The sequence below is a fragment of the Pseudomonas sp. B13(2017) genome, assembly GCF_002113245.1.
In the GTDB taxonomy this organism is placed as follows: domain Bacteria; phylum Pseudomonadota; class Gammaproteobacteria; order Pseudomonadales; family Pseudomonadaceae; genus Aquipseudomonas; species Aquipseudomonas putida_Z.
In genome coordinates this window covers 348,760-366,161 of the sequence record NZ_NEJX01000003.1, presented here as the reverse complement: position 1 = coordinate 366,161, position 17,402 = coordinate 348,760, and the positions used below count along the sequence as shown (strand labels likewise).

Sequence of the window (17,402 nt, the reverse complement as noted above, 5' to 3'; positions counted from 1 at the left end):
GCCGATACAGCTATCGGTGGCATCGCCTCGCGCGATTTTTCAATCATTCCAAGGCAGGTCGTGTTGATGCTGCAGTACGGGCAAAAGAGCTTTCTGATCGTCGACGACTTTACCGACTTTCGCACGTCGACCCGTTCCATGCTGCGCGAGCTGGGCGTACGTGACGTGGACACCGCCGACAGCGGCGAGCAGGCGCTGCGCATGTGCGCGCAAAAGCGCTATGACGTCATCCTGCAGGACTTCCACCTGGGTGACGGCAAGAAGAACGGCCAGCAGGTGCTCGAAGACCTGATCCTCGACAAGCACATCAGCCATGAGTGCATATTCATCATGGTCACGGCCGAGAGCAGCCAGGCCATTGTCCTCAGCGCCATCGAGCACGAGCCTGATGCCTACCTGACCAAGCCGTTCAACCGGGTTGGCCTGGCCCAGCGCGTGGAGAAGCTGTACCAGCGCAAGACCCTGCTCAAGCCGATCCTGCAGGCCCTGGATCGCAATCGACCGGCCGAAGTGCTGGCGGCCTGCGCCGAGCTGTGCAAGCGCGACCCACGCCTGGCCCCGCTGTGCCTGCGCTATCGGGCCGATGCCTTGCGCAACCTCAACCGTTTCGAGGAGCTGGAGAAGTTCCTCAAGGCCATTCTGGCCAGCCGCCCGCAGCCGTGGGTGTACTCGGCGTTGGGCAGCCTGATGCACAAGCGCGGCCAGAATGCCCAGGCCCAGGGCGTGTACGAGCAGGCGCTCAAGGCCTTCCCGATCATGCCAGGCCTGTACGATGGCATGGCCGAGGTGCTGGTGGCCCAAGGCGAAACCAGGCGTGCGCAGAACATGCTTGAAGAAGCCGTGCGCCTGTCGCCGCTGTCGGTGCGCCGGCAGTCGACGCTGGGCAAGCTGGCGTTGGAAAACGAAGACTTCGAGAGTGCCTCGAAAGCGTTCCGCCATGCGGTGAACCAGGGCCAGAGCTCACGCTACAAGGACCCCGAGAACAACCTGGGCCTGGTGCAGGCGCTGATGAGCAGGAATGCCGGCTTTGGCCTGGATGCGCGCACCCGGGTCGAGATCAACAGCACGCTCAGCGAAGTAGCCAAGGAAAACCCCGAGGACCAGGGCCTGCAGGTGCGTGCCCGCATGATGAAGGCCGCCAGCCTGCAGCAGGCCGGCGATCCTGAAACGGCTGCCAAGCTGACCGAACAGGCGATCCAGCGCCTGGACAAGATGAACCAGTTCTTCTCGGTCGATTCGGCCCTGACCGTTGCCGCGCAGTTGCAGGCCATGGGGCAGGAAGCCGCCGCCATCGGCGTGCTGAGGAGCTGTGTGGAAAGTTATGGCGACGACCCCAAGGTCATGGAGAGGGTCGGCAAGCTGACGGACGACCCCAGCGTACTCAACGCCATTACCGAAGCGGTCACCCTCAATCGCCAGGGTGTGCGCAGTTACCAGGGGGGGCAGCTCGGCGAGGCGTTGCAGCTGTTCCGCAAGGCGCTGGGTTTGCAGCCGAAGAACATCAGCATCGCCCTCAACACTGCTCAGGCGCTGCTGCGCATCGGCGGAGACAGCCCTCAGCCCGCGATCATGCAGGAGTGCCGCGACGCCCTGACCAGCGTGGCCGGCATCCCCGCCAGCGACAACCGCTACGACCGCTATCGCAAACTGCACATCCGAGTGTTCGGCGCATGAATCAAGACAACCAGGGGCTGGATTTTTCCACGGTGATCGCCTCCACCGTGCACGACCTGAAGAATTCCCTGTCGGCGTTGATCCAGTCCCACAACCAGTGGATGCAGCGCTTGCCCGAGGAACTGCGCGGTGGTGCCGAGCAGGGGGTGATGGAGCATGAGTTTCGCCACCTCAATGGCATGCTGGTGCAGTTGCTTGGGTTGTACAAACTGGGCGTGAACCAGTTGCCGGTGTGCCCGGACTACCACGAACTGGACGATTTCATCGAAGCCCAGCTGGCTGCGCACGAGGAAGTGCTCAAGCACAAGGACATCCTTGCCACCTGGCGCATCGACACCGACAACCCGCTGGGCTTCTTCGACCGCGAGCTGGTGGCCTCGGTGATCGCCAACGTGATCACCAACGCCACCCGCTTTGCCGCGCATGCCTTGTTGATCACCATCGAAGAGGCAGACAACCAGTTGGCCATCTGCGTCAACGATGACGGCCCGGGTTATCCACAGCGCATGCTCGAACGCCAGGAAGAATTCATTCAGGGTATCGACTCGACCAGCGGCAGTACCGGCCTGGGCCTGTATTTTGCCGCGCGGATCGCGGCACTGCATGAAAGCGGCGGGGTGCGCGGGCGGATCGAGATCTCCAATGGCGGGGCGCTTGGGGGTGGGTTGTTCAGGTTGTTCTTGCCTTGAGAGAAGCTTGCAGAGCACGGCCCGTATTGACACATCAAGCAACGCTTCCTGCTAGTACAGCGGCGACGCTTCGTCGTGAGTTGTAGGAGCAATCTGATCTAAACCAAACGGGCTTTTGAGCTCTTTTTCATCGGCGTTCACGCTGGTAATTATTCGGTTTTCGATGACTACCAGCAGAGCGGTTATGAAGAGATTTACCCAGAAGTTGAACCACTGCTCACCGATTGAAAGCTTCCGAGCGAATGAGCATCAGAGGAATGCGGGCTTCGGCGCAAACCGTTATGACCTTGCGTCGCTCCTCGGTCAGTGCGACTTCAATGCCCCGCAACCGAAAGACATGCGGGTGTGGGACCGCATGCAACCAGTAGGTCGTGAGTTCTAAATGGACGGAGGCTCCATTTCGAATGCGGGGCTTGCATGAGAAGGCGAATCAGCAAACTCCGATACCAAATATTTCGATCCCAAGCCAGAACCCTCACTCATGAATTGCTGTGTCGGCAGCCAGAACTACTGAGCCGAGATGTCGAGCTGGATCAAGTCCGGATAGAGCCCATAACTCACGAGGCCGTCAGTGCTAGCCTGGAATGGCTGACAAGTGGGTGTATGTTTCCTTGGGAGGAAATTGTCGACTGGAAGGATAGCGATCCCAAAGGGTTCGATCTTGCCATCTGGTTCGGAAGCGAACTCTGTGGTCTCTGCTATGCAAGCCCTAGAAAGAGTCGCTTATGTATCAAGGTCATTCTGCTCCAAGGTAATCCCAGCAGGTGGCATCCACTCCGGGGAGAGATCGCTGGTTTGGCGCTGACATCGATAGACTTCTACGCTCGCATGTTGGGTTGTCAAGAGATTGAAATACAAGACCCTATTGAGGGCGCAATGTCAGTTTATGAGGCGCTTGGCTTCACCTGGACCGCCGAGGGTCGGCTTGTGATCCAGGTTGATCCCTAATAACATCGATTGCGTCGATCAAGCTTTTGGGGGTAACCATGCGATCCAAAACGAGACAGGTAGAATTGCTTGCCATTGCAAGATTCGAAGCTGAAGCCAGACGTCTTGCTGGTCGAGTCTCCAGTAACCAGCTCCGGTTCCTGCAGGTCGCGAAGGCGAAGGGGGCAGAGCTTGAGCCCGCAGGCCCTCTGGCAGGAATCCCGTCCTGAACGACAGCACGTCAGGCCTGGGATATGCGCCTTGCTGCACACTCGTATTAGTCTGAAAACCGGCCTATTGGCCGGTTTTTCGTTTGCCTCAGGGGGCAGCTTGTAATCCCGGCGACCTGCCTGCGCTTGATTGAATAAATAGACTCGACGCTTTTAGCGCGCTGCGCTTTCCTCATGAGAACGTCAATGACCCAACCCCCGTCTTCACTCATCCGCGAAACCTTCCCCGTAGGCCCCCTGCAATGCAACTGCACCCTGATCGGCGACCCGCTTACCAAAAAGGCCATCGTCGTCGACCCGGGCGGTGACCCGGACAAGATCCTTGCCCGCCTGCAGGCCCACGGGCTGACGCTGGTGAGCATCATCCACACTCACGCTCACTTCGATCACTTCCTTGCCTCGGGCAAGCTCAAGGAACTGACCGGCGCAACGCTGCACCTGCACAAGGACGACCAGGCGCTGTGGGACAACCTGGAAATGCAGTGCCAGATGTTCGGCGTGCCCTACACCCCGGTACCTGCGCCAGACCGCTGGCTGGGGGATGACGAGGAGCTGGCCTGCGGTTGTGGCGTGGCCCTGCATACGCCAGGCCACACGCCGGGCTCGATGAGCTTCTGGTTTGCCGATGCCAAGCTGCTGATCGCCGGCGATACCCTGTTCCGCCGTGGCATTGGCCGTACCGATTTGTGGGGTGGCGACCAGCGGGCCATCGTCCGTTCGATCAAGGAGCGGCTGTACCGGCTGGACGAGGAGGCCGTCGTGGTGACCGGCCACGGGCCTGATACCCGCCTGGGCGACGAAATGCGCGAAAACCCCTTCGTGCGTGCCTGATGGCACATGAAGGCACTTTCATGGAATTTTTTGTTGCCGATGCAATCCAAGGCTGGCATAGATCCCTTTATGATCTGCCGCATTCATGAATTCAGTAGGAGCTTGTCCATGTTCACCATGCGTCGTCTGATTATCGTCGCAACCGCCGCTGCCCTGATGACCGGCTGTGCCGGGCAGAACCCTTATGACAGCCAAGGGCAGGCGCAGGGCTCCACAGGGATGAGCAAGACCGCCAAGTACGGCGGCCTGGGCGTGCTGGCCGGTGCTATCGCCGGTGCCGCCATCGACCACAACAACCGTGGCAAGGGTGCACTGATCGGTGCCGCCGCCGTAGGTGCCGCCGCAGCCGGTTATGGCTACTACGCCGACAAGCAGGAAGCCGAGCTGCGCGCGCAGATGGCCAACACCGGCGTGGAAGTGCAGCGCCAGGGTGACCAGATCAAGCTGATCATGCCGGGCAACATCACCTTCGCCACCGACTCGGCCAACATCGCGCCAAGCTTCTACTCGCCGCTGAACAACCTGGCCGGCTCGTTCAAGCAGTTCAACCAGAACACCATCGAAGTGGTCGGTTTCACCGACAGCACTGGCAGCCGCCAGCACAACATGGACCTGTCCCAGCGCCGTGCGCAGGCGGTCAGCACCTACCTGACCTCGCAGGGTGTGGATGCCTCGCGCATCACCGTACGTGGCATGGGCCCGGACCAGCCGATCGCCAGCAACGCCGACGCCAATGGTCGCGCGCAGAACCGCCGGGTGGAAGTGAACCTGAAGCCGATTCCGGGTCAGCAGTATGACCAGGGGCAGGTTCAGCAGTAAGGCATCAATCCTGGGGCCGCTTTGCGGCCCATCGCCGGCAAGCCAGCTCCCACAGGTACTGCACGAGGCTCAAGGGCTATGCAAATCCTGTGGGAGCTGGCTTGCCGGCGATGGGCTGCTAAGCAGCCCCAGCTTTTAGCCCACCACGCTCGCCTGAATCGCCGTCAGGGCAATGGTATGCACGATATCGTCAACCTGAGCCCCGCGCGGCAAGTCGTTCACCGGCTTGCGCAACCCTTGCAGCATCGGCCCCAGGCTGACCCCGTCGGTGCTGCGTTGCACCGCCTTGTGGGTCGTGTTGCCGGTATTCAGGTCAGGGAACACGAATACCGTCGCCCGCCCGGCTACCGGGCTGCCCGGCGCCAGCTCCCGTGCAATCGCCGGGTTGGCCGCCGCGTCATACTGCAACGGCCCGTCGATCAGCAGCTCCTGCGCCGCGCCCTGTGCCAGGCGGGTCGCTTCGCGCACTTTCTCGACTTCCTCGTCGCTGGCCGAATCGCTTGAATAACTGATCATCGCCACCCGTGGCGCGATGCCGAAGGCCTGCGCCGATTCGGCACTCTGCCGGGCGATCTCGGCCAGTTCGACAGCACTCGGGTGCGGGTTCATCACGCAGTCGCCGTACACCAGCACCTGCTCGGGGAACAGCATGAAGAACACCGACGACACCAGGCTCGAACCCGGCGCGGTCTTGATCAGCTGCAGGGCCGGGCGGATGGTGTTGGCGGTGGAGTGCACCAGGCCCGAGACCAGGCCGTCCACTTCGTCCAGGGCCAGCATCATGGTACCGATCACCACCGGGTCTTCCAGTTGCTGCTCGGCCATTGGGGCATTGAGGTTCTTGCTCTTGCGCAGCTCGACCATCGGCTCCACATAGCGCCCGCGAATCACCTCGGGGTCCAGGATTTCCAGGCCCGGCGGCAAGGTGATGCCCTGGGCGCGCGCCACGGCATCGACGTCCTCGGGCTTGGCCAGCAGCACGCAGCGGGCAATGCCGCGGGCCTGGCAGATGGCCGCTGCCTGCACCAGCAGCGGCTCGGCGCCTTCCGGCAGGACGATGCGCTTGTTGGCCTGCTGCGCCCGCTGGATCAGCTGGTAGCGGAACACTGCAGGCGACAGGCGCAGTTCGCGCGGGGTGCCGCAACGCTGGTGCAGCCAGGCGGCGTCGAGGTGGCTGGCGACGAAGTCGGTGATGAATTCGGCGCGCTCGCGGTCGTCCACCGGGATTTCGCGGTTCAGCGAGTTGAGCTGGTTGGCGGTGTCGTACGAGCCGGTACTGACCGACAGGATCGGCAAGCCAGCCTGCAGGGCGCCGCGGCACAAGCCCAGGATGCGTGGGTCTGGCTTGCCGTCGCTGGTCAGCAGCAGGCCGGCCAGCGGTACGCCGTTGATTGCCGCCAGGCTGACGGCGAGGATGATGTCGTCGCGGTCGCCCGGGGTCACCACCAGGGTACCCGAGGTAAGCAGCGGTACCGTGTTGGCCACGGTGCGCGCGCAGATGATGATCTTGCTCATGCGCCGCTGCTCGTAATCACCGGCATTGAGCACCTGGGCACCGAGCAGGTCGGCCACGTCACGGGTGCGCGGGGCGTTCAGTTCGGGCTGGTAGGGGATGCAGCCCAGCAGGCGGAAGTCGTTGCCGCGCAGCAGCGGCGAGTGCTCGCGCAGGCGGGTGGAAAAGTCCGCCATGCTTTCGTCGGTGCGCACTTTGTTGAGGATTACCCCGAGCACTTTCGGGTCGCGCGGGCCGCCGAACAGCTGGGCCTGCAGTTCGACCCGGCCGGACAACTCGCTGAGCACTTCGTTTTCCGGTGCAGATACCAGTATCACCTCGGCATCCAGGCTCTTGGCCAGGTGCAGGTTGACCCGCGCCGCATAGCTGGCGTGGCGCGTGGGCACCATGCCCTCGACCACCACCACGTCGTTGCCGATGCAGGCTTGCTGGTACAGGCGGATGATTTCTTCGAGCAACTCGTCCAGCTGGCCATCGCCGAGCATGCGCTCGACATGGGCCAGGCTCAGCGGCACCGGGGGCTTGATGCCGTGGGTGCGGGCGACCAGCTCGGTGGAGCGTTCGGGGCCGGTGTCACCCGGGTGGGGCTGGGCGATCGGCTTGAAGAAGCCGACCTTCAGCCCGGCGCGCTCCAGGGTGCGCACCAGGCCCAGGCTGATGGAGGTCAGGCCGACACCGAAATCGGTCGGCGCAATGAAAAATGTCTGCATGCGTGCTTCTCGAAATAAGCGGTGCAAGAAATTAACGGCCAAGGGTAGCGCTATCGGCCCCTTGTGCGCACCAGCCGCAAGCGAAAGGCTGGCCGATGCGTTGCGCGCGCTGGGCCGGGTCGAGCACCCAGGGGCGTGCCTGCCACGGCGGTTGGTGGCGCAGGTGCTGGGTGTGGCCGCAGGACAGTTCGGCCACCCAGTGGCCCTCTTCGTCCTGGTGGAAGCCGGTGATCCGACTGATGGGCCGTTGCTCGTCCGCAGTGCGTTCGCAATCGGGCGATGGCTTGGTTACACTTGTCCGCTCTACATACTTTTGCAAAAGGTCTTGCCCCATGCTGATCGCCGCCAACAAGGCTGTCTCCATCGACTATACCCTGACCAACGACGCCGGGGAGACCATCGACAGCTCCGCCGGCGGTGCACCGCTGGTTTACCTGCACGGTGCCGGCAACATCATCCCGGGCCTGGAAAAAGCCCTGGAAGGCAAGCAAGCCGGTGACGAGCTGAGCGTTTCCATCGAGCCGGAAGATGCCTACGGCGAGTACCTGGCCGAGCTGGTCAGCACCCTGAACCGCAGCCTGTTCGAAGGTGTCGACGAGCTGGAAGTGGGCATGCAGTTCCACGCTTCGGCGCCGGATGGCCAGATGCAGATCGTCACCATCCGCGACATCGACGGCGACGACGTGACCGTCGACGGCAACCACCCGCTGGCCGGCCAGCGCCTGACCTTCCAGGTCAAGGTAGTCAACGTCCGTGATGCCAGCGACGAAGAAATCGCTCACCGCCACATCCACGGTGAAGGTGGCCATCACCACTGATTTTCTGCGCTAAGCTCAGAAAGTCGCCAGGCGCTCGGGCAAGCCGATTTGCCTTCCTACGGGAGGTGGACGGTTTGGACGAGCGCCTTTTTAGTGGGCGGAATTCACCTGCGCGGCAACCGGGAACCTGAGAGGGGATTCATCATGAGTGCATTTCACGACCTGAAACTGGACGCGTTGAACGGCGGGGAGCTGCCCCTCGCACCGTTCAAGGGCCAAGTGGTGCTGGTGGTCAACGTTGCCTCCAAGTGTGGTCTCACGCCGCAATACAAGGCCCTGGAGAACCTCTACCAGGTATACAAGGACAAGGGCTTCAACGTGCTTGGCCTGCCGTGCAACCAGTTTGCCGGCCAGGAGCCTGGCAGCGAAAAGGAAATCCAGGAGTTTTGCAGCCTCAACTACGGGGTGAGCTTCCCGCTGGGTGGCAAGCTGGAGGTCAACGGGCCGCAGCGCCACTCGCTGTACCGCCTGCTGGCAGGTGAGGGGGCGGAGTTCCCAGGGGACATTACCTGGAACTTCGAGAAGTTCCTGGTAGGCAAGGACGGGCGGGTACTGGCGCGTTTTTCGCCGCGCACGGCACCGGATGATCCAGCGGTGGTACAGGCTATCGAGAAAGCCTTGGCCTGAAGCGCCAGACGCGGTTTCTCTGTAGGAGCGGCCTTGTGTCGCGATCGGGCCGCATAGCGGCCCCCCGGATATCAGCATTGTCGCAACTATCGAGGGGCTGCTCTGCAGCCCGATCGCGACACAAGGCCGCTCCTACACAGATCGTGTAGCACCCAGCCTCGAAGCTGGTGAAGTCGCAGCCTGGTTCCGGGCTGCATGCAGATACCCCTCGAACTGCTCGACAATCGCCGGCCAGCCCTGGCGGCTGGCATGCTTTCGCGCATTCAGGCGCACCCGCCGTAACGTCTCTTCTTCCTCCAGCAACCAGCAGGCTGCATCGATGAAAGCCGCCTGGTCCCCCGGCATGGCCAGCGCACCGCTATGGCCATGGCGAATATGCTGCGCGGCGGCCGCCTCGTCATAGGCGACCACCGCCAACCCCGAGGCCATGGCTTCGAGCACCACATTGCCAAAGGTTTCGGTCAGGCTCGGAAACAGGAACAGGTCACCGCTGGCATAGTGTTCGGCCAGTAGCTCGCCTCGCTGGGCGCCGCAGAACACGGCATCCGGTACCTGCTGTTCGAGGGCGGCACGCTGCGGGCCGTCACCCACCATGATCAGGCGCAGGCGTTTGTGTGGATAAGTTTTCTGCAGGGCCTCCAGGCTTGGCCGCAGCAAACCCAGGTTCTTTTCTGCCGCCAGCCGCCCGACGTGCAGCACGGCGATGTCGTCCGGGCCGAGCCCCCAGCGTTCCCGTAACACGGGGCTGCGCCGGGCCGGGTTGAACAGGCAGGCATCGACCCCCCGGGCCAGTAGCTCCAGGCGTTCGAAACCGCGGCGTTCTAGCTCCAGGCGCTGACTGAGGCTGGGTACCAGGGTGGTCGCCGTGCGCCGATGGAACCAGCGCAGGTAGTTGGTGAGCAGGCGCGTCAGCAGGCCCAACCCGTACTGGCCGGAATACTGCGGGAAGTTGGTGTGGAAGCCGCTGACCACCGCTACCCCCAGGCGCCGGGCCGCGCGCAGTGCGCTGAGCCCAAGCGGCCCCTCGGTGGCGATGTACAGCACATCCGGGCGCTGCCGGCGCCAGCGGCGCAACAGCTTGTGCATCGACACTTCGCCCCATTGCAAGCCCGGGTAACCAGGCAGGGGCCAGCCACGGCACAGCATCAGGTTCGGGTCGTTGTGCAGGGGGGCTTCACCGGCCTGGCGCGGGCGCACCACTTCGATCTCATGGCCGCGTTGGCGCAACCCTTCGCTGAGCCGGCCAAGGGTATTGGCCACGCCGTTGATCTCGGGTGGGAAGGTTTCGCTGACCAGGGTAATGCGTAGGGCGGGTGTATTCATGACAAAAAGTGTCCGCCTGCTGGATTGCGCCAATGTGACTGCCATGTGACGTACAGATGACGCCTGATCGGCGACGCTTTTCGCCTTGTGAATTTTTCCTTGCAAGGGTGCTCAAGAGGGGGCACCGGCAGCCGATGAAGATGCATTCGACGATGCGCTCCAGGAGAGCGGTGATGTTCAACAACAAGCTCAAGCAAGAAATCCGGCAATTGCGCGAAGACCTGATGTCCATCGAACAGGTCAAGAGTAGCCTCGACAGCGAGATGCTGGTACTGCAACTCGACCCCCAGGGGCGGATCGAGATGGTCAACGGCAACTTCGAGAGCGAGATGCTCTACCGTGCCGAACAATTGCTTGGGCGCAACATCGAGGACATCGTCCCCGCCCATGTGAAGACGCTGGATTTCTACCAGCGCATGAAAGGCGCGATCAGCCGCGGTGAACACCTGAACGGTGCATTCCGCCTGCTGCGCGGGAATGGCCAGGAGGCCTGGTTACGGTCGATCCTGCAGCCGGTCAAGAACAGCGAGGGGCGCATCAAGTATTTCACGCTGCACTCCAGCGACCTTACCCGCACCATCGAGACCTCCCGCGAGCACGAAAGCCTGATCAAGGCGCTGATGCGTTCCACCGCCGTGATCGAGTTCGATCTCGATGGCACCGTGCTTACCGCCAACGAACGCTTCCTGGCCACCGTCGGTTACCGCCTGGAGCAGATCCGTGGCAAGCATCACCGCATGTTCTGCGAGCCGGAGGAGGCCAACTCGGCCGGCTATCAGGCGTTCTGGGACAAGCTGCGCCGTGGCGAGTACGTTGCCGACCGCTTCAAGCGTATCGATGCCCATGGCCGGGTGGTCTGGCTGGAGGCTTCGTACAACCCCATCTTCGATGCCCATGACGTGCTGTACAAGGTGGTCAAGTTCGCCACCGTCATCACCGAGCAGGTCAACCAGGAGCAGGCGGTGGCCGAGGCGGCGGATGTTGCCTACAACACCTCGCTGGGTACCGATGCCAGCGCCCGCAAGGCCACCGATGTGGTCACCCAGAGCGTCAGCGTGATGCGCGGGCTGGAAGCTTCGATGCAAGAGGCGGCAGAGGGCATCCAGGCGCTGGATACCCAATCGCGGGTGATTGGCTCGATCATCAAGACCATCAGCGACATTGCCGGGCAGACCAACCTGCTGGCGCTGAACGCGGCCATCGAAGCGGCCCGCGCCGGCGAGCAGGGGCGGGGGTTTGCCGTGGTTGCCGATGAAGTGCGCCAGCTGGCCTCGCGCACCAGCACCGCCACCGAGGAAATCGCCCGGGTGGTGCAGCAGAACGAGCAACTGGCCCAGGCGGCAGTGGCGATCATCGACACCAGCAAGCGCCAGGCCGAGCAGGGGCTGGCACTGGCGGACGAGACCGGGAGCGTGATTGTCGAGATCCAGGACGGGGCCAAGCGGGTGGTGGATGTGGTGGGGCAGTTTTCCAGCCGGTTGGGGCAGTAAGAGCGTCACCCAGTTTTCAATGCCTGCGCGTTTCCTGTGGGAGCGGGCACGCCCGCGAAACAGGCGCCGCGGTGGATGGCACGGGCTTCGCCCGTGTTCGCGGGCACGCCCGCTCCCACAGGATCAGTTCCGTTCCCGCACCCAGAACAACGTGGCCCCGGCCACCGCCGCCGGCATCATCAGCACGTTCACCAGCGGGATCATCAACGCCAGGTAGGTAATGCCGCCAAAGCCCAGGCTCTGCCAGCGTTTCTGGCGCAGCCAGGCGAGCATGTCCTGCCAGCTCATCTTGTTGTTGTCCGCCGGGTAGTCGATGTACTGGATAGCCATCATCCACACCCCGAAGATCAGCCAAAGCGGCGCCGCCACCACGTTGACCACCGGGATCAGCGACAGGATGAACAGGCCGATTGCCCGTGGCAGGAAGTAGCCCAGCTTGCGCATTTCACGGCCGAAGGTCCGTGGCACCATGGCCACCAGTTCGCCCCAGCTGAACGCCGGGAAGTTGTCCTGCCCACGCACCACCACCTCGACCTTTTCCGCCAGGAAACCATTGAAAGGCGCGGCAATGATGTTGGCTACCAAGGTGAAGGTGAAGAACACCATCAGCACCAACAAGGCAACGAACAGCGGCCAGAGAATGTAGCTGAGGAAGCTCAACCAATCCGGCAGCGTCGGCATCAGGGCATCAAGCCAAAGGTCGAATTGATGCCCGGCGAAGTAGATCAGGCCGCCGAACAGCAGCAGGTTTACCGCCAGCGGCAGCAGCACGAACAACCGCAGGTTGGGGCTCAGCACCAGTTTCAGGCCTTCGCGCAGGTACTGGGGGCCAGAGAGGACAGGGGCTTGCATCGAGAGACTCCGCAGAGAAGGAAACGCGCTGACCTTACCGAGTTTGCCGCGCCGACGAAAGGCGGGCAGCGGGCGGGAAACGGGCTGTAACAAAAGCAGCAGGGTTTGGCTATCGATGAAATCGCTGAATAGACGATGCCTATGAGGTGGATTGTCGAAGGATATTTCCTTAATCTTTGCGACCTCGCTACAGTGCGCTCAACTTTCCGCTTTCTGGGCCTGCGCGTTGTAGCCTTCCCCAAGTGCTGCGTGGGTCCTTTTTAATTTCCTGCTGGCGCAGCCGGTGCACCGATGCCGGCCCTGCGGCCCGCTCGACAGGAGTTCGACATGTCTGAAGTACGTCATTCGCGCGTCATCATTCTCGGTTCCGGCCCTGCCGGTTACAGCGCCGCGGTGTATGCCGCCCGTGCCAACCTCAAGCCGCTGCTGATCACCGGCATGCAGGCCGGCGGCCAGCTGACCACCACCACCGAAGTCGACAACTGGCCGGGCGACCCCCATGGCCTGACCGGCCCGGCGCTGATGCAGCGCATGCAGGAGCACGCCGAGCGTTTCGAAACCGAAATCGTCTTCGACCACATCAACGCCGTCGACCTGGCCAACAAGCCCTTCACCCTGCAGGGTGACAGCGGCAAGTACACCTGCGACGCGCTGATCATCGCCACTGGCGCCAGCGCCCGCTACCTGGGCCTGCCGTCGGAAGAAACCTTCATGGGCAAGGGTGTTTCGGCCTGCGCCACCTGCGACGGCTTCTTCTACCGCAACAAGCCGGTTGCCGTGGTTGGCGGCGGCAACACTGCCGTGGAAGAGGCACTGTACCTGGCCAACATCGCCAGCAAGGTGACCCTGGTACACCGTCGCGATACCTTCCGCGCCGAGAAGATCCTGGTCGACAAGCTGCACGCCCGTGTGGCCGAAGGCAAGATCGAGCTCAAGCTCAACGCCACCCTGGACGAAGTGCTGGGTGACAACATGGGCGTGACCGGTGCGCGCCTGAAGAACAACGACGGCAGCAGCGACGAAATCAAGGTCGACGGCGTGTTCATCGCCATTGGCCACACCCCGAACACCTCGCTGTTCGAAGGCCAGCTGACCCTCAAGGACGGCTACCTGGTGGTCAACGGCGGCCGTGAAGGCAATGCCACCGCCACCAACGTCGAGGGCGTGTTCGCCGCCGGTGACGTGGCTGACCACGTTTACCGCCAGGCCATTACTTCGGCCGGTGCGGGCTGCATGGCGGCGCTGGATGTCGAGCGTTACCTGGACGGGCTGGCCAACGCTTCGTTCTGATTCTGAATCGCCGGGGCTGCTGCGCAGCCCATCGCGACACAAGGCCGCTCCTACAGGGATATGCGATCTCTGTAGGAGCGGCCTTGTGTCGCGAAAGGGGCGCAAAGCGCCCCCAAAGAAAAAACCGGCCGTGAGGCCGGTTTTTTCATGCCTGCGATCAGCTCACAGGCTCAACCGCATCGACAGGTCCACCGCTTTCACATCCTTGGTCATGGCACCAATCGAGATGTAGTCCACCCCAGTCTCGGCAATCACCCGCAAGGTCGTCTCGTTGACCCCGCCACTGGCTTCCAGCTTGGCCTTGCCCGCGGTAATGCGCACTGCTTCGCGCATCTCCTCCAGGTTCAGCTCGTCGAGCATGATGATGTCGGCACCTGCGGCCAGTGCCTGGCGCAGTTCGTCCAGGCTTTCCACTTCGATTTCCACCGGCTTGCCCGGCGCAATGCGGTGCGCCGCCGCCACGGCCTCGGCCACGCCGCCGCTGGCGGCGATGTGGTTTTCCTTGATCAGGAAGGCGTCGTACAGGCCGATGCGGTGGTTGTCGCAACCGCCGCAAGTCACTGCATACTTTTGCGCCAGGCGCAGGCCCGGCAGGGTCTTGCGGGTGTCCAGCAGGCGCACCTGGGTGCCTTCCACCAGGTCGGCCAGGAAGCGCGCACGGGTGGCAACCCCCGACAGCATCTGCAGGAAGTTCAGTGCACTGCGCTCACCGCTGAGCAGCGAACGCGCGGGGCCCTCCAGATGGAACAGTGGCTGGTTGGCCGTGGCGCGCTCGCCATCGGCCACCTGCCAGTGGACGGCCACGCGTGGGTCGAGTTGGCGGAACACGGCATCGACCCAGGCGGTGCCGGCGATCACGCAGTCTTCGCGGGTAATGATGGTCGCCTTGGCCAGGCGCTCCGCCGGGATCAGCTGCGCGGTGATATCGCCACTGCCGATGTCCTCCAACAGCGCACGGCGCACATTGGCTTCGATTTCAGCGGTCAGGTCGGCAAGGCGTAGGTTCGGCATGGTCGGCTCCACAAGCTAGATGCCGGCGATTATAGGGCAGGGGGCCGGTGTGTACAGTCGCCTTGGCGATGACCTTTGGTCGGCCGGTGTGAGCAAGCGGGGTAAATCAGGGTCATTAGCCAGCCAGTGAAACGGCGCTGGCAGCTGTGCGGGTTTTTACCGATAATGGTGACCAGTATTTGGCGTCATGACTTTGACGATCTTCAGCCCCTTCGGGCGAGACACCCTGCAAGGAGTACAGGATGCAAAAAGAAGGCAAGGTGGTGCCCTTGGCGGCAGCCATCGATCGAGGCGGGCGTGCGCCTCTGCCTTGCCTTCCGGTGTTGCTCCTGCAGGTGCGGGACAAGGCCGCCTTGCAGTTGCGTCAGGGCCTGCAGGACTTGTTCGACAACGCCGACGACACCCTCTTCGAGATGGCCGACAAGGCCTTCGACCGCAGTGACCAGAACCTGTACTTCGAGGCCATGCGCGACCTGCGCCTGAAGCGCAAGAGCATCGAGCGCGGTTTTCTCGACACGTTCTATGATGCCTTTGCCCGTATCGGCCAGGTCGACCTGCTGGCGCACCTGGTCGAGCCGGGCAACCTGCGCAGCAAGGCCCAGGTGGAGCGGGCCGCCGCGATCGAAGGCATGGTCGCGCGGGTGCTGTCACGCGACGGCATTGCCCTGCAGCAACTGGGCCTGCGCTTGCAGGTACTGCTCGACCGCCCCCTGCACGAGCAGCACAACCCGCTGGGGCCCGCAGCGCTGTGCGGCTACTTCCTCGACGCTGGCCGCAACCTGGGGGTTTGCCTGCGGGTCAAGCTGGTCCTGCTGAAACTGTTCGAGCGCTATGTGTTGCGCGATGCCGATGTGATCTATGGCGAAGCCAACCAGTTGCTGGCCGCTGCCGGTGTGTTGCCCGAGTTGCCAACGGCACCGCGCCGGCGCGCCGAAGACCGGCGCATGAACGCACGACGCGGGCCGGCGAGCCTGGGGCACGAGGTGGGCGCGGACGCGGCAGGGCAGGCGTTCTTTGCCTCGTTGCAAACACTGCTGGCCCCGGCGCGTGGGCAGTTCGCGCCTCGTTTGCAGGCGGTGGCCGCCGCCCAGCCAATCAGCACCGCCGACCTGCTGCGCCTGCTTTCGCATTTGCAGCACTACGTGCCCGCTACCCACGAGGCCGATGATTTCGAGCTTGGCCAACAGCTTGAACAACTGCTGCTGCGGGTCAGCGTGCGCAGCGGCACACGCCGGCGCATCGACGTAGCCGACGAGGACATGATCAACCTGGTTGGCCTGCTGTTCGCCTTCATCCAGGACGACGACAACCTGCCGGCCAGCCTGCGTGCGCTGATCGGGCGTCTGCATATTCCGCTGCTGAAGGTAGCCCTGCTGGACAAGGGGCTGTTCAGTCGGGCCAGCCACCCGGCCCGCCGGCTGCTCAACGAGATTGCTGGTGCTGCAATTGGTTGGGAATGGGGCGGCGACGGCATGCGCGACAGCCTGCACCTGCGGGTGGAGCGTATCGTCCAGCGCCTGCTCAATGATTTTGCCGAAGATGCCAGCCTGTTCGCCGAATTGCTCGAAGACTTCCTCGCTTTCAACCAGGACGAGCGGCGGCGCAACGAGCTGCTTGAACAACGTACCCGGGACGCCGAAGAAGGGCGTGCCCGAGCCCTGCAGGCCAGGCAGCAGGTGCAGCATGCACTCAACCAGCGGCTGCGCGGCCGGTTATTGCCGCAGGTGGTGGTACAGATGCTGGTTCAGGCCTGGAGCCAGGTACTGCTGCTGGCCTGGCTCAAGCAGGGCGAGGCATCCCAGGCCTGGCGAGACGCCTTGCAGACGATGGACACGCTGCTGGCCAGCATCACCCCGCCGCATGAGCCACATGCCTTGCTGCAGCAGGTACCGGGCCTGCTCAAGGCATTGCGCGATGGCCTGTCCAGCGTGGCCCTGGACTCGGCAGCGACCCGCGAATTCTTCCTGCAACTGGAGCAGCTGCACCTGCGTGCCTGCGCGGATACCGCGGTGCCGCCCGGTGGTGAGGGCCGGTCCCTGAGCGAGGTGCTGGTGGACGAGGACATCGTCCTGGCGATTGCTGAAGAACCCGCTTGTGCTCCGTTGCAGTTTGCCGACGGGCAGGCTGTGGCGCTGCGCCAGGTGCAGCGCCTGCGTATCGGTACCTGGGTCGAGGTGCTGGACGAGGACGAACCGTTGCGCTGCAAGCTGGTGGCGCGCATCGACAGCAGCGACCGGCTGGTGTTCGCCAACCGCACCGGCATGAAAGTGCGTGAATGGAATGGTGCCAGCCTGGCCCAGGCACTGCACCGAGGCGACGTGCGAGTGCTGGATGACGGGCTGTTGTTCGAGCGGGCGCTGGAGGCGGTGCTCGACAGGCTGCGGCGGTAGGCACAACTGTCTTGCGCAATATCTGCAAGCTGGCACGATCTCTGTGGGAGCGGCGTGCCCGCGAAACAAGCGCCGCGGTGGATGGCACCGGCTGCGCCGGTGTTCGCGGGCACGCCCGCTCCCACAGCATTACAATGATTCACATGCAAACGCCGTTGGCCGCAGGGCATACTGTTGACCTGTTCACGGCGTTTTCAGGATCTGCCCC

Annotated in this window: 14 protein-coding genes and 1 pseudogene; 10 read left to right on the top strand and 5 right to left on the bottom strand. The window is 63.2% G+C overall.

Annotated elements, in window-relative coordinates; genetic code table 11:
• The first annotated feature begins 66 nt into the window (after positions 1-66).
• The 4 genes from CAG44_RS06960 (at position 67) to CAG44_RS06935 (ending at position 5,170) form a co-directional block, all read left to right on the top strand.
• On the top strand, positions 67-1,674 hold the full coding sequence (locus CAG44_RS06960; protein ID WP_025337710.1) for a response regulator: 1,608 nt from the start codon (positions 67-69) through the stop codon (positions 1,672-1,674).
• Positions 1,671-2,363: a sensor histidine kinase KdpD gene (locus CAG44_RS06955; protein ID WP_025337711.1), complete on the top strand. Its 693-nt coding sequence runs from the start codon at positions 1,671-1,673 to the stop codon at positions 2,361-2,363. Before CAG44_RS06960 ends, CAG44_RS06955 begins: the two co-directional genes overlap by 4 nt.
• Before the next feature lie 1,343 nt (positions 2,364-3,706).
• Positions 3,707-4,351: an MBL fold metallo-hydrolase gene (locus CAG44_RS06940; protein WP_085691839.1), complete on the top strand. Its 645-nt coding sequence runs from the start codon at positions 3,707-3,709 to the stop codon at positions 4,349-4,351.
• Between the two features lie 108 nt (positions 4,352-4,459).
• Complete coding sequence (locus CAG44_RS06935) at positions 4,460-5,170, top strand: OmpA family protein (RefSeq protein ID WP_085691838.1); 711 nt, start codon at positions 4,460-4,462, stop codon at positions 5,168-5,170.
• Positions 5,171-5,305: 135 nt separating this feature from the next.
• Here CAG44_RS06935 and pta read toward each other — a convergent pair whose 3' ends face one another.
• Together pta and CAG44_RS06925 are read right to left on the bottom strand one after the other, a co-directional pair.
• The gene (gene pta, locus CAG44_RS06930) at positions 5,306-7,393 is read right to left on the bottom strand and encodes a phosphate acetyltransferase (RefSeq protein WP_075043779.1); all 2,088 of its coding nucleotides are present in this window, start codon (positions 7,391-7,393) and stop codon (positions 5,306-5,308) included.
• 31 nt (positions 7,394-7,424) lie between these two features.
• Positions 7,425-7,727, bottom strand: coding sequence for a DUF3565 domain-containing protein (locus CAG44_RS06925; RefSeq protein ID WP_015268965.1), 303 nt, complete (start codon positions 7,725-7,727; stop codon positions 7,425-7,427).
• Between CAG44_RS06925 and CAG44_RS06920 the strand changes: the two genes are divergently transcribed.
• Both CAG44_RS06920 and CAG44_RS06915 read left to right on the top strand, forming a co-directional pair.
• The gene (locus tag CAG44_RS06920; RefSeq protein WP_085691837.1) at positions 7,726-8,211 is read left to right on the top strand and encodes a peptidylprolyl isomerase; all 486 of its coding nucleotides are present in this window, start codon (positions 7,726-7,728) and stop codon (positions 8,209-8,211) included. The genes CAG44_RS06925 and CAG44_RS06920 overlap by 2 nt on opposite strands.
• A gap of 144 nt (positions 8,212-8,355) precedes the next feature.
• Positions 8,356-8,838: a glutathione peroxidase gene (locus CAG44_RS06915; protein WP_025337716.1), complete on the top strand. Its 483-nt coding sequence runs from the start codon at positions 8,356-8,358 to the stop codon at positions 8,836-8,838.
• A 132-nt stretch (positions 8,839-8,970) separates the two neighbouring features.
• On the opposite strand, the gene CAG44_RS06910 is transcribed toward CAG44_RS06915, so the two are convergent.
• Entirely contained in the window at positions 8,971-10,161 is a 1,191-nt protein-coding gene (locus CAG44_RS06910; protein ID WP_085587377.1) for a glycosyltransferase family 1 protein, read from the bottom strand.
• 56 nt (positions 10,162-10,217) lie between these two features.
• Here CAG44_RS06910 and CAG44_RS29270 point away from each other — a divergent pair.
• Together CAG44_RS29270 and CAG44_RS29265 are read left to right on the top strand one after the other, a co-directional pair.
• Positions 10,218-11,063: pseudogene (locus CAG44_RS29270) on the top strand (PAS domain-containing protein); the annotation flags it as partial.
• 156 nt (positions 11,064-11,219) lie between these two features.
• Positions 11,220-11,651 (top strand): methyl-accepting chemotaxis protein, encoded by a 432-nt coding sequence (locus CAG44_RS29265; protein ID WP_371262304.1) that lies wholly within the window; start codon positions 11,220-11,222, stop codon positions 11,649-11,651.
• A gap of 123 nt (positions 11,652-11,774) precedes the next feature.
• Here the strand turns inward: CAG44_RS29265 and cysZ are convergent, their stop codons facing one another.
• Positions 11,775-12,503: a sulfate transporter CysZ gene (gene cysZ, locus CAG44_RS06900; protein WP_085587379.1), complete on the bottom strand. Its 729-nt coding sequence runs from the start codon at positions 12,501-12,503 to the stop codon at positions 11,775-11,777.
• Between the two features lie 327 nt (positions 12,504-12,830).
• On the opposite strand from cysZ, the gene trxB reads away from it, so the two are divergent.
• A complete protein-coding gene (trxB, locus tag CAG44_RS06895) occupies positions 12,831-13,793 on the top strand; it encodes a thioredoxin-disulfide reductase (RefSeq protein WP_025337720.1) in 963 nt (320 codons plus the stop codon).
• 162 nt (positions 13,794-13,955) lie between these two features.
• Here trxB and nadC read toward each other — a convergent pair whose 3' ends face one another.
• On the bottom strand, positions 13,956-14,804 hold the full coding sequence (nadC, locus tag CAG44_RS06890; protein ID WP_025337721.1) for a carboxylating nicotinate-nucleotide diphosphorylase: 849 nt from the start codon (positions 14,802-14,804) through the stop codon (positions 13,956-13,958).
• A gap of 242 nt (positions 14,805-15,046) precedes the next feature.
• Here nadC and CAG44_RS06885 point away from each other — a divergent pair, with 242 nt between their 5' ends.
• On the top strand, positions 15,047-17,194 hold the full coding sequence (locus tag CAG44_RS06885; RefSeq protein ID WP_085691836.1) for a DUF1631 domain-containing protein: 2,148 nt from the start codon (positions 15,047-15,049) through the stop codon (positions 17,192-17,194).
• The last annotated feature ends 208 nt before the right edge of the window (positions 17,195-17,402 follow it).

Bases quoted from the DNA above. Each gene is read 5' to 3' on its own strand.
- CAG44_RS06960 (WP_025337710.1), top strand. From the start codon at position 67: ATGCTGCAGTACGGGCAAAAGAGCTTTCTGATCGTCGACGACTTTACC.
- CAG44_RS06955 (WP_025337711.1), top strand. From the start codon at position 1,671: ATGAATCAAGACAACCAGGGGCTGGATTTTTCCACGGTGATCGCCTCC.
- CAG44_RS06940 (WP_085691839.1), top strand. From the start codon at position 3,707: ATGACCCAACCCCCGTCTTCACTCATCCGCGAAACCTTCCCCGTAGGC.
- CAG44_RS06935 (WP_085691838.1), top strand. From the start codon at position 4,460: ATGTTCACCATGCGTCGTCTGATTATCGTCGCAACCGCCGCTGCCCTG.
- pta (WP_075043779.1), bottom strand. From the start codon at position 7,393: ATGCAGACATTTTTCATTGCGCCGACCGATTTCGGTGTCGGCCTGACC.
- CAG44_RS06920 (WP_085691837.1), top strand. From the start codon at position 7,726: ATGCTGATCGCCGCCAACAAGGCTGTCTCCATCGACTATACCCTGACC.
- CAG44_RS06925 (WP_015268965.1), bottom strand. From the start codon at position 7,727: ATGGGGCAAGACCTTTTGCAAAAGTATGTAGAGCGGACAAGTGTAACC.
- CAG44_RS06915 (WP_025337716.1), top strand. From the start codon at position 8,356: ATGAGTGCATTTCACGACCTGAAACTGGACGCGTTGAACGGCGGGGAG.
- CAG44_RS06910 (WP_085587377.1), bottom strand. From the start codon at position 10,161: ATGAATACACCCGCCCTACGCATTACCCTGGTCAGCGAAACCTTCCCA.
- CAG44_RS29265 (WP_371262304.1), top strand. From the start codon at position 11,220: ATGCGCGGGCTGGAAGCTTCGATGCAAGAGGCGGCAGAGGGCATCCAG.
- cysZ (WP_085587379.1), bottom strand. From the start codon at position 12,503: ATGCAAGCCCCTGTCCTCTCTGGCCCCCAGTACCTGCGCGAAGGCCTG.
- trxB (WP_025337720.1), top strand. From the start codon at position 12,831: ATGTCTGAAGTACGTCATTCGCGCGTCATCATTCTCGGTTCCGGCCCT.
- nadC (WP_025337721.1), bottom strand. From the start codon at position 14,804: ATGCCGAACCTACGCCTTGCCGACCTGACCGCTGAAATCGAAGCCAAT.
- CAG44_RS06885 (WP_085691836.1), top strand. From the start codon at position 15,047: ATGCAAAAAGAAGGCAAGGTGGTGCCCTTGGCGGCAGCCATCGATCGA.